This window comes from Brachybacterium muris (assembly GCF_016907455.1).
Taxonomy (GTDB): domain Bacteria; phylum Actinomycetota; class Actinomycetes; order Actinomycetales; family Dermabacteraceae; genus Brachybacterium; species Brachybacterium muris.
Window position 1 is genome coordinate 213,705 of sequence record NZ_JAFBCB010000001.1, and the last position, 14,688, is coordinate 228,392.

The following is a 14,688-nucleotide window of genomic DNA, read 5'->3' on the forward strand; positions in this document are numbered from 1 at the left end:
GACCGGGGAGGTTCCCATGACCGATGACCATCGCTCCAGTGATCCTGCCGCGAGCAGGGACCCCGTTCCCATCGGGGCTGTGCTGCACGGTGTGCCCGGCGGGACCGCGGAGGAAGTGCTGGGGGCCATCGCCCGCCACCTGGTCGGGAAGGGCCTGGTGGAGGAGAGCTTCCCTCAGGCGCTGTGGGATCGCGAGCGGCGGTACCCCACGGGTCTGCCCACGCGGATCCCCACCGCCATCCCCCACGCCGATACCGAGCACGTGCGCACCCGGTGCCTCGCGGTCGCGACATTGGTCAAGCCGGTCGAGTTCGGGGAGATGGGCGGCGCCGAGGGCGACACTGTGGCGACGCAGCTGCTGGTGCTGCCCCTGGTCACCGATCCCGACGCGATGGTGCCCGCCCTCCAGCGCATGATCGGTGCCCTCACCGATGAGCAGGTGGTCACGGAGCTGCTCGGTGCGGCCGATGAGGCGGAGCTGATGCGCCTGGCGCAGCTGCACCTCAGCGGCACCCCTGTGGCCGGCCGTTCGGAAGCGGGGCCGTCCGGTCTCGCCACCTCGTACGTCGATGGTCTGGGAGCATCGCACGCCACGGGGACGACCCCGGCCTCGACCGTAGCCCCAGCCCCAGCCCCAGCGCCGGGCGCAGCCCCGACCCCAGCTCCAGCGCCGACCGCAGCCCCAGCCCCAGCCCCAGCGCCGGGCGCAGCCCCGACCCCAGCTCCAGCGCCGACCGCAGCCCCGACCCCAGCTCCAGCGCCGACCGCAGCCCCGGCCGCTGCAGCGCGGCGCGGTCCCCGCGTGGCCGTGAAGGCGCTGATCGTGCGGGACGGCCACGTGCTGATGAACCGCGTTGTCACCTCCGACGGTGAGGTGCTGTACGGCCCACCCGGCGGCGGTCAGGACCACGGGGAGGACCAGGTGGCCGCCCTGATCCGGGAGTGCCGCGAGGAGATCGGCGCCGAGGTAGAAGTGCACCAGGTGGCCTGCGTGTACGAGGTGATCAGCGACCTGCGGCTGCTGGACAGCAGCCGGATCGACCTGTTCCACCAGGTCAACGTGGCCTACTGGTGCGGGCTGGCCGAGGGACAGGAGCCCGGTGTAGGCAGTGATCCCGACCCGGGGCAGGAGGGCACCGACTGGTTGCCCATCGGTCGCCTGGACCAGTTCGAGATCCACCCGCCGGGGCTCGCCCAGTGGTTGGACTCGGACCCGAGCTCCCGGCCCGTCGGCCTCGGTCCGCTGCCGCTCTAGCGCGGCCGGGCAGGTGCGGTCAGTCGCGGATGTCACCGGTGATGGCGTCCACCGCGCGGATCAGCCCCAGGTGGCTGAAGGCCTGCGGGAAGTTCCCGGCCATGCGCCCTGCCGTGCCGTCGTACTCCTCGGCCATCAGGTCCAGGTCGTTCGCGCAGGCCAGGGTGCGGTCCATCATCGTCAGCGCATCCCCGGTGCGGCCGGAGGTGGCGTACTGCTCCACCAGCCAGAAGCAGCACACCAGGAACGGGTGCTCGTCGCCCTCCAGTCCGTCCTGGCCGTTGGTGCGGTAGCGCAGCAGCAGCCCGTCATCGGTGAGCAGGTCCTGCTCGATGCGGGCCACGGTGGCGAGCATGTGCGGGTCATCGGCCGGCACGAAGCCGGTGTGGGGGATCTGCAGCAGGGAGGCGTCCACCTCGTTGCTGCCGTAGAACTGCACGAACGAACCGGACTCGTCCACGCCGCGCTCCAGGATCTCGGCCCGCAGCTTCTCCCGCAGCTGCTTCCAGCGCTCCACGTCCGCCGGCATGCCGTGGTGCTCCACGGCAGTGACGGCCCGGTCGAAGGTGGCCCACACCATCACCCGGCCGTGGGTGAAGAACGCCGGGTCACCGCGCATCTCCCAGATGCCCTGGTCAGGCTGGTCGATGCGCTTCTCGGTGTACCTCACCAGCACCTTCTGCAGCGGCCAGGACCACTCCGATTCCTGCACGCCCCTCTCGCGCATCATCCCCAGCGCGATCATCACCTCGCCCACCACGTCGGCCTGGTACTGGGCGGCCGCGCCGTTGCCGATCCGCACCGGCAGGGAGCCCTCGTAGCCGGGCAGGTGCTCCAGTTCGCTCTCGGGCAGGTTCCGGTCGCCGACGATGTTGTACATGATCTGCAGCTGATCGGGGTCCCCGGCGATCGCACGCAGCAGCCAGTCGCGCCACTGCTCGGCGGCGTTGACGTGGTCGTGGGTGAGCAGCGCCTCCAGGGACAGGGTCGCGTCCCGCAGCCAGCAGTAGCGGTAGTCCCAGTTGCGTTCGCCGCCGAAGTCCTCCGGCAGGCTGGTGGTGGCCGCGGCGTCGATGCCGCCGCTGCGCCGATGAGTGAGCGCCCGCAGCACCAGCAGGGAACGGGCCACCGGCTGGGCGTAGCGCTCGTGCACCCGCACCTGGCCCAGCCACTGCGACCACTCCGAGACCGTGTGCTCCAGGGCGTCGCCGAGGTCCGGCGCCGGGGGGATCTGCATCCACGACGGGTGCCAGGTGAGGACCCAGGTCAGCGTCTCGTTCGCGGAGGCCGAGTGGCGGCCCACGTGGCAGCGGCCCTGCGGGGTCAGCGCGGGCCCGTGCACGGCCAACGCGTCACCCCCGGCGACGGCCGCCAGCACCGGTCGGCCCTCGACGTCGGTGTCCTTGCGCATCCACGGCACCACCGAGCCGTACTCGAAGCGGATCCGCAGTTCCTGCTCCACCTCGACGGTGCCGCCGGTGCAGCGCACCGAGCGGATCAGGTCGGAGTGGTCGCGGGTGTCGCCCTGCAGACAGGGGGAGGTCTCGTCCGACGCGGCGATCGGCATGAACTCCGTGATCACCGCACTGCCGGTGGGGGAGCGCCACTCGGTCTCCAGCACCATCGTCTCGGGAAGGTAGCGGCGCGAGACGACCTCCCCGCCGGCGATGCGCAGGGTCCAGTGGCCGTGCGACTGGTCCCCGAGCAGGGAGCAGAGCATCGCGGCGGAGTCGAAGCGCGGCATGCACAGCCAGTCGATCACCCCGTCCCGGGTGACCAGGGCGGTGGTGCGCTGATCGGACAGCAGCGCGTGGTCCTCGATGAGTGGGCTCGCCATGGGGACGAGTCCATCACGGGTGGCTCAGTGTTCGCTGGTGGCCTCGGCCGGGGCGTCGTCGTCGGTGGTCGGCGCCGGGGCGATGCCGCCCACGAACTCCGCCAGGTGCTGGGACTGCGCCAGGCGGCTGGGCTCGTGGCAGTACATCATGTGCCCGGCCTCGTAGTACTCCACCCGGATCCGCTCGGCGAAGTCCTCCTGCGGGATGGGCAGGTGGGCGAGCACGTGCTCGCTGGCATGGAACGGGGTGGCGGCGTCGTGGTAGCCGTGGGCCACGTACACCCGGGTGTGGGGGGACTTGCGCAGCAGTCGCGCCAGGTCCGATGCCACCTCCACGGAGCGGCCCTCGAAGTCCTTGTAGCTCCAGGGGTGCACCCGGCCGCTCATGATCTCGTACACGATGTCGCTGGAGTAGCCCAGCTCGGTGCGCAGGTACTGGTTGATGGTGGCGGTGTACGGCGGGGCCAGCTGGTCGATCGACGGGTCGGTCTCCATCGTGGGTGCGTTGCCCGCGCCCATCGGTGCGGTGAACCGGCCGTCGATGCGACCGGTGATCAGGCCCTGGTCGCGCAGCAGCTCCGCCAGGAACGCCATGTGCTCGATGCGCAGGTCGGCCCGCGCCACCCAGTCGGGGTCCACGCCGATCAGAGCCCCGATGCGGGCGGCGGCCTCCTGCTTCTGCTCCGGTGAGAGGCGCAGCCCGGCGGCCAGCAGCGCCGGGTACTCCTGCTCGGCGAAGGCCTCCGCCTCGTCCACCACGTCCTGCAGCAGGCGCCCCTCGTGCTTGCCGTGCGCGTGGGCGATCGCCGCATAGGTGGGCAGGTAGTGCAGATAGGGGCGGTCGTTGGCGGGGTCGAAGCGGATGGTGCCGAAGTCCAGCACCGGGGAGATCAGGGAGACCCCGTCCACGGCCACGTAGTAGCGGTCCATCAGTCGCGCGGCCACGGCGCTGGCGCGGGTGGTGCCGTACGACTCCCCGGCCAGGTGGATGGGGGAGGTCCAGCGGTCGTTGCGGGTCAGCCAGTCCACGATGAACGAGGCGATCAGGTCGCGGTCCTCGGCCAGTCCGTGGTGCCGATCGGGCTTGGACCCGGGGGCGGGCCGGGAGTAGCCGGTGGTCATCGCGTCCACCATCACCAGGTCGGCGTGGCGCAGCAGCGTCTCGTGGTTGTCCAGCAGGCGGTACGGGGGTGCCTTGGGCGCTCCGGCGTCGGCCGTGTCCACGCGGCGCGGACCGAACAGCCCCAGGTGCAGCCACACGGTGGAGGCGCCGGGCCCGCCGTTGAAAGCGAACAGCACCGGGCGGGCTGGGTCCTGCTCGGTGGCGACGTAGCTGACGGAGAAAAGCTCGGCGTAGGCCTTGCCCCGCCCGTACTCGGTGCCCTCGGGCTCCTCCTTCAGCACCACGGTGCCGGTGGTGGCGGTGTAGGTGAGCGGCCCGTCCGGCAGTTCGAGGGAGTGCATGGTGGTGACCAGGCGGTCCTGCGGCTCCTGCTCCGCGGCTCCTGCGGTAACGGGGCTGCCGGTGGTGCCGGTGGAGGTGAAGGTGCTGCCGTCGGTGGCGTCGCGCTCCTCGGGGGTGCCGGCGATGGTCTGGGCGGTGTTCACGCGTGCTCCTTCGCGATCGGGTCGGTGCTCGCCTCGAGCCTACGTGCCTGCGGCAGCAGGGGGCGCGGGGAACCTTCTGTTCACGATCGATGCTGTTCTGTGTCCTGACAGGGGCCCGATATGCCGAGTCCTCGGCAGCATCGCACTATGCTGTGACTCACACCTCATCGTCGAGGTGCGTGCTGTGCATCGCCCCCGGGTGATCCACCGGCCTCCTCGGCGACAGGACCGACCAGAGGAGCGACCATGAGCAGATTCAGCCGGCGCAGCGCGCTGGTCGGATCGGGAGCCGCGCTGACAGCCGCCTCCCTCGCGGCCTGCGCGCCGCCGAACCCCGGCACCGTCAACGACGAGCCTGCGATCCCCCCGGCCGACGGACCTGTCACCGTCACCTACTGGGCCTGGTTGAAGGACCTGCAGAAGGTGGCCGACGTCTTCAACCAGAGCCAGGACCGGATCCGCGTGGAGGCCACCTGGATCCCCGGCGGCAACAACGGCGGCTACGCCAAGATCCTCTCGGCCGTGGCCGCGGGAGGCGGGCCCGACATCGCCCAGGTGGAGCTGCGCTCCCTGCCCGAGTTCGCGCTCGCCGGAGCCCTGGTGGACCTCACCCGATACGGCATCGGCGAGAACGAGGACGCCTACGACCCCGGCGCCTACGCGCAGGCCGTGGTGGGCGAGTCCGTGTGGGGCGTCCCCCAGGACACGGGGCCGATGGCCACCTTCTACAACCGCGAGGTGCTCGAGGGGGAGCTGGGCCTGGCCCCCGCCGGCACCTGGGACGAGTTCCGCGAGCTGCTGGGCGTCGTCCAGGACGCGGGCAAGACCTTCATGACCCTGGACCCCACCGACGGCTCCTACCTGGTGGGCTGGATGATGCAGTCCGGCGCGAACTGGTTCCGCCCCGAGGGCGACGGCTGGATCGTGGACATGGTGGGCGAGCCGTCGTTGCGGGTCGCCGAGTACTGGGACGGCATCCTCGCCGACCGGCTCGTCGGCACCGGCTACGGGGCGTTCTCCACCCCCTGGATGGCCGCCGCCGGCAACGGCGACGTGGTGGGACACATCGGCGGCTCCTGGGGCGATGCCCTCATCGCCGCCGTGCCCGGCGCGGAGGGGAAATGGGCGGTGGCCCCCATGCCCACCTGGGACGACGGCTACGCCTCCGGTGCCCACGGCGGCTCATCCGCGGCGATCCTGTCCACCAGCAAGCACCCCGCCGAGGCTCTGGAGTTCTGCACCTGGATGTGCACCGACCCCGCCGGGATCGACGCCATGATCGAGTTCTCCGGCATCGGCTGGTCGCCATCAGCCGACTACATCGGCGAGGCCCGCCAGCAGCCCTCCGAGTTCTTCTCCGGACAGAACTACAACCAGGAGGTGATGGTCCCGATGGCCGAGGGGCAGAACCTCGAATGGACCTGGGCGCCGCTGATGCAGCGCGTGATGGACATGATCGGCAACGGCATGACCGCCGCCATCAACGGCGAGACCCCCCTGGTGGACCTGCTGGGCCAGGCGCAGACGCAGATCGTCGAGATCATGCAGGGCAGCGGGCTGAACGCGGAGGAGGCACGATGAGGTCCAAGAGCGCACCCTGGCTGCTGATGGCACCGTTCCTGGTGCTGTTCATCGGCACCATGATCGTGCCGATCATCATGGCCGTGGGCTACAGCTTCACGAAGGTGCAGCGCAGCGGCCTGCTGGGCGAGGGCGGCACCGAGAGCGGCTTCGCCGGCTTCGACAACTACATCGCCGCACTGTCCAACGTGAACTTCATCGAGTCCATCGGCCGCATGATCCTGTTCGGACTGGTGCAGGTCACGGTGATGATCGTGGCCGCGACCATCCTGGCGCTGATGCTGGAGACGGCAGCGGCGAAATGGCCGGGCTTCTTCCGGGCCACGTACTTCCTGCCCTACGGCATCCCCGGCGTGATCGCCACGATCCTGTGGTCGTTCCTGTACATCCCGGGCCTCAGCCCCATCGTGGACGTGCTGAACTGGATGGGAATCGACATCGACTTCCTGGGACCGAACATGGTGCTGTGGTCGATCGCGAACATCGTGACCTGGACCTACACCGGCTACAACATGCTGATCATCATCGCGCAGCTGAAGTCCATCCCCGGTGAGCTGTACGAGGCGGCCCGCATCGACGGCGCCTCGACGATGAAGATCGTCACCTCGATCCAGCTGCCCCTGATCCGCCCGGCACTGCTGCTGACGATCATCTTCTCGATCATCGGCACCCTGCAGCTGTTCGCCGAGCCGCGGCTGCTGCAGTCCATGAGCTCGGGCATCACCACCGAGTACACCCCGAACATGAGCGCCTACGCGTACGCGTTCCAGTACAACGAGGTCGGGATGGCGGCCGCGCAGGCCGTGATCATCGCGGTCTCGGCCTTCACCCTCTCGGCGATCGCCCTGGGGATCTCCTCGTGGGCGGAGAGGAAGCGATGACCGCCACCGACGCATCCAAGAACGCTCTCGCCGCCGGCAAGTCCAGCGGCGCCCTGCGCACACCGTCCAAGCGCTCCAGGAAAAAGGCGGAGCAGCGCACCGACAGGTCGGCCGGGCGCAGCCCTGCCACCACGATCATCGTCACCGCGATCCTCGCGATCGTGGCGATCTACTTCCTGGTCCCGGTGTACTGGGTCGTCGTCAACGCCACCAAGTCCACCGACGACCTGTTCGGCACCAGCGGCTTCTGGTTCGGCAACGAGTTCCGCCTGGTGGAGAACCTCCAAGCGGTGCTCACCGCGAACGACGGGATCTTCCCGCGCTGGGCGCTGAACTCGCTGCTGTACTCCGGGGTGGGCTCGATCCTGGCCACCTACTTTGCGGTGGCCGCCGGCTACGCCCTGGCCAAGTACCAGTTCCCGGGCCGGAAGTTCGTCTACGCCTTCGTGCTCGGCGGCGTGCTGGTGCCCGGCACCGTGACCGCGCTGCCGCTGTTCTTCCTGTTCTCCAGCGTCGGGCTGACTAACACCTACTGGTCGGTGCTGATCCCCTCGCTGGTGAGCCCCTTCGGCCTGTTCCTCGCCTCCATCTACGCCAGCGCCGCGGTGCCGGACTCGATGCTGGAGGCCGGGCGGATCGACGGCGTCAGCGAGATCGGGCTGTTCCACCGCCTGGCGCTGCCGCAGCTCACCCCCGCGATCGTGACGATCCTGCTGTTCCAGTTCGTGGCCATCTGGAACAACTACTTCCTGCCGCTGGTGATGCTGGCCGACGAGAGGCTGTACCCGATCACGCTGGGCCTGGACAACTGGAGGGCGCAGACGGACCGCCTGCCGGAGTTCTTCCAGCTCACCACCGGTGGCGCACTGTTGTCGGTGATCCCGCTGGCGATCCTGATCCTGGTGCTGCAGCGCTTCTGGCGCGGCGGCCTCACCGAGGGCTCAGTGAAGGGCTGAGATCGGGACCGTTCCGCAACCCCGGAACGATGGCGCAGGCCGGACGCCGGGGGTTTGATGGGGCCATGAACCCGAACACGGTGGACCTGAGGCGGCGCTCCCTGTTGGCCGGGACCGCCGCCGCACCCCTGCTGGGCCTGGGCCTGGCTTCCTGTGGCCTGGACGGGGGCGGCGACGGCCCCGGCGAGGTGGGGGAGCCAGACCTGAAGGCCGAGCTGCCCCGCGCCGAACCAGGGACCGCCGAGGGCACCGGCCGCATCGTGGTCCCCTTCACCGCGAGGATGCTCGGGGCGATCGGCCGGGACGTCAATGCCGTCTGCTCCCCGTTGTCCGCGCAGGTGGTCCTCACCATGGCCGGGCTCGGTGCCGCCGGGGACACACGAGCCCAGATGGAGGCGGTGCTGGGCGGCACCATGGACGAGCTCGCCGCCGCCTCCAACACCCTGTCCTCCGTGCTCGCGGCCGTCGGCGACCAGGAGCGGGAGGCCGACGAGAGAGGGGAGGACGACGCCCCCGAACCCGCCGTCGCCTCCCTGGTCAACGGGGTGTGGACGCAGGAGGGCATCACTGTCCAGGAGGCCTACCTCGAGGACCTCGCCGAGCATTTCGGCAGCGGCGTGTACGAGGTGGACTACACCGATGACGGTGCCCGCGAGGATGCGCGCGAACGCATCAACGGCTGGGTCGCCGATGCCACCAACGACCTCATCGAGGAACTGATCAGCGCGGATTTCCTGTCCGCGGACACCCGGATGGTGCTGGTCAATGCCCTGCACCTGAAGGCTGCCTGGCGCCAGCCGCTCAGCTCCGCCCCCGGCCCCTTCACGCTCGGGGACGGTTCCGAGGTCGAGACGGAGATGCTGACCGGCAGCACCCAGGGCTGGTACGAGGACGACGTGTGCCGAGCCACCTCACTCGGCACCTACGGCGGGGACCTGTCGCTCGCACTCGTGCAGCCCGTGGCCGACGTGCCCGCGGTGCTGGATGCCTGGGCAGATGCGGCGGCCGACGGAGCCGAGGGTGCCGGTGGTGGGCTGAGCGCGGTGCTTGACGGGGTGCAGAACAGCGATCCGGTGGAGCTGATCCTTCCTGCCTTCGACATCGGATGGGGAGGGTCCCTGAAGGAGATCCTCGAGGGCCTGGGTATGGAGCTGGCTTTCGGCGCGGCGGACTTCTCCGGGATCACCGCGGAGGAGGAGCTGCACATCTCCGACGTCGTGCAGAAGGCCGTGATCACCGTGGACAGCGAGGGGATGGAAGCAGCTGCGGCGACGGCTGCCGGATTTGCCGCCTCAGCGCCCGCGGAACCGAACGAACTGGTGCTGGACTCCCCGTTCCTGTTCGTCGCCTACGAGACGTCAACGCTGGCGCCGCTGGTACTGGGCTGGATCGGAGACCCCTCGCAGACCAGGTGAGGGTGGTCCAGGCGAGAGATGGGCTCAGCTCGACGCGGGCCGGTGGGCTGAGGCCGCGGCCCTGACCCAGGAATGGCCAGCTCGACCAAGGCCTGCCCAGTCCCACCCGGGCTGTGGGCCTACCGATCGGCCGCCTCCACCTGACAGACTGTGCGTGAGTCGATTTACAACCGAGGGAGACCACCGATGACCGCCCTGCTCGAACCCACCCCCGACGGCTTCCTGCGCGGAGGCGAGAAGCACCTGGTGATCTCCGGTGCCATCCACTACTTCCGCGTGCACCCCGAGCAGTGGCGCGACCGCCTGCGCCGCCTGGTCGCGATGGGCTGCAACACGGTGGAGACCTACGTGGCCTGGAACGTGCACCAGCCCACCCCGGAGACCACCAGCTTCACCGGCATCGGCGACCTGGGCCGCTTCCTGGACATCGCCGGGGAGGCGGGGCTGGATGCGATTGTGCGGCCGGGCCCCTACATCTGCGCCGAGTGGGAGAACGGCGGGTTCCCCGGCTGGATCCTGCGCGACCGCAACCTGCGCCTGCGGGTCAGCGATCCCGGCTACCTGGCGCTTGTCGACGCGTGGTTCGACCTGCTGATCCCCGTGATCGCCTCCCGGCAGGCCTCCCGCGGAGGCAACGTGATCATGGTGCAGGTGGAGAACGAGTACGGCAGCTACGGCGACGACAAGGCGTACCTGGCCCACCTGCGCGACGGACTGCGTGAGCGCGGGATCGACGAACTGCTGGTCACCTCCGACGGCCCCGCCCGCATGTGGCTCACCGGCGGTGTGGTGGACGGCGTGCTGGCCACCGTGAACTTCGGCTCCCGCACCCTGCAGGTGCTGGAGATGGCCGAGCGCGAGCTGCCGGGCCAGCCCCAGATGTGCATGGAGTTCTGGAACGGCTGGTTCGATCACTGGGGCGAGGAGCACCACACCCGCACCGGTGAGACCGCTGCCTCGGAGCTGGCCGACATGCTGGACAACGGCATGAGCGTGAACGTCTACATGGCCCATGGCGGCACCAACTTCGGGATGTCGGCCGGGGCCAACCACCACGGTACCTACGGCCCCACCACCACCAGCTACGACTACGACGCGCCGATCGCTGAGAATGGTCAGCTCACCGACAAGTTCCGCAGCTTCCGCGAGGTCATCGCACGCCACCGCGAGCTGCCCGAGCTCGAGGAGCACCTGAAGCAGCTGGGCCTGGACGCCGTGCCGGCACGCCTGCCCGCCGGTGAGGTCGCCATCGAGAAGACGGTGGCCCTGCGTGACACTGAGCGCTTCACCCGCAGCGCCGAGGTGCACCCCAAGCCCCCGGCCTTCGAGGACATCGGCCTGGAGCGTGGGCTGCTGCGTCTCTCGCGCGACATCGAGATCACCCGCGAGGACGGCGAGGATGGTCCCCGGATCGCCCCGCTGAAGCTGTACGACCTGCACGATCGTGCGTGGGTGTACGTTGACGGGATCTACGCCGGGGCCTGCGGCTCCCACAGTGCCCTGGGTCTGGGGCCCGACGAGCAGGACCCCGCCACCCTGGACTTCTCCCATCTCGCCGAGCGCCTGCTGCCGGACGGCGGCTACCGCACCGTACGGGTGGAGATCCTCGTGGAGAACCTGGGCCGCACAAACTTCGGTCCCCGACTGGGCGAGCGCAAGGGCATCCTGGGCGGCGTGTGGCAGATTGTCCGCTTCCTCAACGACTGGGAGGCCGACGCCTGGCCGCTGGAGGACATGGCTGATGAACTCGTCGCGCAGGCCGCCGGCGCCCCTGCCGTCGAGCCCGGCGCCGAGGATGACGTGACGCTGCCCGTCCTGGTGCAGGCATCCTTCGAGGCGAGCGAGCAGAAGGACGCCTTCCTGGACGTCTCCGATGCCGGCCACGGCGTCGCGTACGTCAACGGGTTCTGCGTGGGCCGGTACTGGAACGTGGGCCCGCAGCAGTCGCTGTACGTGCCCGCGCCCGTGATCCGCGAGGGCCGCAACGAGGTGCTGCTGCTGGACCTTGAGAAGCAGCCCACGCGCTTGGCGCTGGTCGAGGAGCACATCTTCGGCGGCCGCACGACGGGAAGGTGACCACCGTGAACGACACAGAGCACTCGCACGACCTACGCATCGGCGTCATCGGCTACGGAGCGCGTTCCACGCTCGCCACCCACGCCCACAAGCCAGGCGAGGGTTCCCGCGTGACCGTCGTCGCCGAGCCCACCCAGCGCGGGAAGGACCTGGCCCGCGAGCGCCACGGCGAGGACGTGGCGCTGGTGGACGACGTCGATCAGCTGCTGGCCGGCCACGAGGTCGACGCGGTGATGATCCTGGCACCGGACTACGCGCACACCGGGATCGCCCTGAAGACCCTCGGCGCCGGCATCGCCACGTTCTCCGAGAAGCCGATGGCGATCAAGGTCGAGGACACCGACGCCATGCTGGCGATGGCCAAGGAGAAGCGGGCGCGCCTGTACGTGGGCCACAACATGCGCCACATGCCGGTGATCCGCCAGATGAAGGCGATCGTGGACTCCGGTCGCATCGGCCGGGTGCGCGCCATCTGGTGCCGCCATTTCGTGGGCGCCGGCGGCGACTTCTACTTCAAGGACTGGCACGCCGAGCGCGACAAGGCCACCTCCCTGCTGCTGCAGAAGGGTGCGCACGACATCGACGTGATCCACTGGCTGGCCGGCGGGTACACCCGCCGGGTCTCCGGCATCGGCGACCTGGCCGTCTACGGCGACATCACCGACCGTCGCGACAACTCCGACCGCCGCATGTGGGACTGGTACGACGCCGACATCTGGCCGCCCACCGCCCAGAAGGAGATGAACCCCGTCATCGACGTCGAGGACATCTCGATGCTCAACATGACGCTGGACAACGGGGTGCTGGCCTCCTACGAGCAGTGCCACTTCACCCCCGACTACTGGCGCAACTACACCGTGATCGGGGACGCCGGCCGCATCGAGAACATGGGCGACGGCGGCGGCGACCAGATCCACATCTGGGAGTCCCGCTACTCCGGCGCCGGCCGGCCGGACGCCGTGGAGGTCATCGACCGCGGTGACGGCGGCCACGGCGGGGCCGACCCGAACCTGATCGCGGAGTTCCTGCGCTTCGCGCGCGACGGCGGTGTCACCGACGTCTCGGCCATCGCGGCCCGTGAGGCCGTGGCCACCGGTGTGCTCGGGGCGGAGTCGATCCGCAACGGCGGCATGCCCTACGACGTGCCCCCCGTCCCGCAGGACGTGCGCGCCTACTTCGACGACGGCCAGGCCTGAGGGTCGCCCAGGCCCCCTCAGCCCCGCCCACGCACGGATATGTGTCGGAATGAGCCCGTCATTCCGACACATCCTCGTGCCTCGGCGGATGAGCGGGTCGTGGTGCCGGTTCCGGTGCCGTTGGCGGCAGGGCGACCCGCGCAGCGGTCCAAGGACTCCGGATAACTCTGGAGACTCCGGGCAACTCTGCGGACTCCGGACAACTCTGCGGACTCCGGACAACACCTGGGAACCCTGCGCCACCGGACGCATAGTATTGTCCCCATGGCGACTCTCAACACCGTACGGGCGATCTTCGGCGACCGACCACTCCGTCGCGTCGCCGCCGTCGCCGCGGCCATCACGGCAATCCCCCCGATCACGGCGGCGGCCACGTTGATCGCGGTGGATGCCGTCAAGAGCCGCTCCCGCAAGGAGCGCGAGGCACCGCGCCCGGGCACCTTCGAGGCGCAGGTGCAGGAGTCCCGGATCACCCTGTACACCTCCGGCTCCGAGGTGTACGACGACATGATCGAGGCGATCGACAGCGCCCGCGAGACGGTGCTGCTGGAGACCTTCATCTGGAAGGGCGACGAGGTCGGCCAGCGCTTCATCGACGCCATGAACCGCGCCGCCGACCGCGGGGTGGACGCGCGCGTGCTGTACGACGGCTTCGGGAACCTGGTGGTGCCGCGGAAGTTCTACAGCGGCTTCTCGGACAAGGTGCGCGTCAAGCGGCTGCCTGCCTTCGCACGCCCGTACTGGAAGGGCCTGCTGCGCCACACCGGCTTCAACCACTCCAAGATCCTGGTGGTCGATGACCACACCGGTTTCATCGGCGGCTACAACATCGGTGAGCTGTACGCACGGCAGTGGCGCGACACCCACATCCGTGAGCAGGGGCCGGCCGTGTGGGGGCTGCGCAACTCCATCAAGCGGGTGTGGAACGAGCACGCCGAGGAGGACGACAAGATCTCCTGGATCCCGCCGGACAGCTGGGACCCCGAGGTGCGGGTGGCCGCGAACCTGCCCGTGCAGCTGGTGTACCCGATCCGGCAGCTGTACCTGGCGGCCATCGAGCGGGCCCGCAACCACATCTACATCACCACCCCGTACTTCATCCCCGACCAGCAGATCCTTCACGCCCTCACCCAGGCCGCCCGCCGTGGGGTGGACGTGCGGGTGATGGTGCCCAAGAAGTCCAACCACATCGTGGCCGACTTCGCCTCGCGCGGCTTCTACGGGCAGCTGCTCGAGGCCGGGGTGACGATCCTGCTGTACGACGCCGCGATGATCCACGCCAAGACCGCCACCATCGACGGCATCTGGTCCACCGTGGGCACCGCCAACATCGACCGCTTGTCCCTCTCGTTCAACTACGAGACCAACGTGGAGATCATCGACCGGGACTTCGCCGCGAACATGGAGACGGTGTTCGAGCGGGACTCCGAGCACTGCGAGGTGCTCACCTCTCCTCGATGGCGCGATCGCCACCGCATGGCGCGCCTGGCCGAGACCGCGCTGATCCCGCTGCGTCCGTTCCTCTGACCCGAAGGGGCGGGCAGCGCCTTCCGTTCACTGGTCCATCAGTCATCCGGGGGGCCCATCAGGTGCCGGCCTGGTTCGTCAGTCATCCGGGGGGCAGCTCATCAGGTGCCGGCCTGGTCCGTCAGTCATCCGGGGGGCCCATCAGGTGCAGGCCTGGCCATCAGGTGCTGGCCTGGCCATCAGGTGCTGGCCTGGCCATCAGGCGCTGCCCTGGTCCATCGGGCATCCGGGTGATCCACGAGTTCTGTGCCGTCAGCTTCCAGATCCTGGAAGGTACTCGCCCGTAACCGGGGACAGACGGGCGCCTCACGTTCCCGCAGGAACGTCAGGTGAGCGCATCCGTCAGAACAGCTCCT

The 14,688-nt window shown here is 69.5% G+C and carries 10 protein-coding genes; 8 read left to right on the plus strand and 2 right to left on the minus strand.

Annotation, left to right across the window (positions count from 1 at the left end; genetic code table 11):
- Positions 1 to 16: 16 nt before the first annotated feature.
- Positions 17 to 1,255: a PTS sugar transporter subunit IIA gene (locus tag JOD52_RS01010; RefSeq protein WP_204408516.1), complete on the plus strand. Its 1,239-nt coding sequence runs from the start codon at positions 17 to 19 to the stop codon at positions 1,253 to 1,255.
- Between the two features lie 19 nt (positions 1,256 to 1,274).
- Here the strand turns inward: JOD52_RS01010 and JOD52_RS01015 are convergent, their stop codons facing one another.
- Together JOD52_RS01015 and JOD52_RS01020 are read right to left on the minus strand one after the other, a co-directional pair.
- A complete protein-coding gene (locus tag JOD52_RS01015) occupies positions 1,275 to 3,092 on the minus strand; it encodes a glycoside hydrolase family 15 protein (RefSeq protein WP_204408517.1) in 1,818 nt (605 codons plus the stop codon).
- Positions 3,093 to 3,116: 24 nt separating this feature from the next.
- The gene (locus tag JOD52_RS01020; RefSeq protein WP_338124033.1) at positions 3,117 to 4,700 is read right to left on the minus strand and encodes a S10 family peptidase; all 1,584 of its coding nucleotides are present in this window, start codon (positions 4,698 to 4,700) and stop codon (positions 3,117 to 3,119) included.
- Positions 4,701 to 4,946: 246 nt separating this feature from the next.
- Between JOD52_RS01020 and JOD52_RS01025 the strand changes: the two genes are divergently transcribed.
- The 7 genes from JOD52_RS01025 (at position 4,947) to JOD52_RS01055 (ending at position 14,332) form a co-directional block, all read left to right on the plus strand.
- Positions 4,947 to 6,281 carry an ABC transporter substrate-binding protein gene (locus JOD52_RS01025; RefSeq protein WP_204408518.1) on the plus strand — a complete coding sequence of 445 codons (1,335 nt, stop codon included), beginning with the start codon at positions 4,947 to 4,949 and terminating at the stop codon, positions 6,279 to 6,281.
- Positions 6,278 to 7,162, plus strand: coding sequence for a carbohydrate ABC transporter permease (locus tag JOD52_RS01030; RefSeq protein WP_204408519.1), 885 nt, complete (start codon positions 6,278 to 6,280; stop codon positions 7,160 to 7,162). The genes JOD52_RS01025 and JOD52_RS01030 overlap by 4 nt, the downstream gene beginning before the upstream one ends.
- Positions 7,159 to 8,118: a carbohydrate ABC transporter permease gene (locus JOD52_RS01035; protein ID WP_204408520.1), complete on the plus strand. Its 960-nt coding sequence runs from the start codon at positions 7,159 to 7,161 to the stop codon at positions 8,116 to 8,118. The genes JOD52_RS01030 and JOD52_RS01035 overlap by 4 nt, the downstream gene beginning before the upstream one ends.
- Positions 8,119 to 8,183: 65 nt before the next feature.
- The gene (locus JOD52_RS01040; protein WP_239551675.1) at positions 8,184 to 9,533 is read left to right on the plus strand and encodes a serpin family protein; all 1,350 of its coding nucleotides are present in this window, start codon (positions 8,184 to 8,186) and stop codon (positions 9,531 to 9,533) included.
- 186 nt (positions 9,534 to 9,719) lie between these two features.
- Positions 9,720 to 11,609 (plus strand): glycoside hydrolase family 35 protein, encoded by a 1,890-nt coding sequence (locus JOD52_RS01045; RefSeq protein ID WP_204408521.1) that lies wholly within the window; start codon positions 9,720 to 9,722, stop codon positions 11,607 to 11,609.
- On the plus strand, positions 11,606 to 12,805 hold the full coding sequence (locus tag JOD52_RS01050) for a Gfo/Idh/MocA family protein (RefSeq protein WP_204408522.1): 1,200 nt from the start codon (positions 11,606 to 11,608) through the stop codon (positions 12,803 to 12,805). Before JOD52_RS01045 ends, JOD52_RS01050 begins: the two co-directional genes overlap by 4 nt.
- 264 nt (positions 12,806 to 13,069) lie before the next feature.
- Entirely contained in the window at positions 13,070 to 14,332 is a 1,263-nt protein-coding gene (locus JOD52_RS01055) for a phospholipase D-like domain-containing protein (RefSeq protein WP_204408523.1), read from the plus strand.
- Positions 14,333 to 14,688: the final 356 nt, after the last annotated feature.

Coding starts and splice junctions, on each gene's coding strand:
- JOD52_RS01045 (WP_204408521.1), top strand. CDS start 9,720: ATGACCGCCCTGCTCGAACCCACCCCCGACGGCTTCCTGCGCGGAGGC.
- JOD52_RS01015 (WP_204408517.1), bottom strand. CDS start 3,092: ATGGCGAGCCCACTCATCGAGGACCACGCGCTGCTGTCCGATCAGCGC.
- JOD52_RS01025 (WP_204408518.1), top strand. CDS start 4,947: ATGAGCAGATTCAGCCGGCGCAGCGCGCTGGTCGGATCGGGAGCCGCG.
- JOD52_RS01010 (WP_204408516.1), top strand. CDS start 17: ATGACCGATGACCATCGCTCCAGTGATCCTGCCGCGAGCAGGGACCCC.
- JOD52_RS01030 (WP_204408519.1), top strand. CDS start 6,278: ATGAGGTCCAAGAGCGCACCCTGGCTGCTGATGGCACCGTTCCTGGTG.
- JOD52_RS01040 (WP_239551675.1), top strand. CDS start 8,184: ATGAACCCGAACACGGTGGACCTGAGGCGGCGCTCCCTGTTGGCCGGG.
- JOD52_RS01055 (WP_204408523.1), top strand. CDS start 13,070: ATGGCGACTCTCAACACCGTACGGGCGATCTTCGGCGACCGACCACTC.
- JOD52_RS01035 (WP_204408520.1), top strand. CDS start 7,159: ATGACCGCCACCGACGCATCCAAGAACGCTCTCGCCGCCGGCAAGTCC.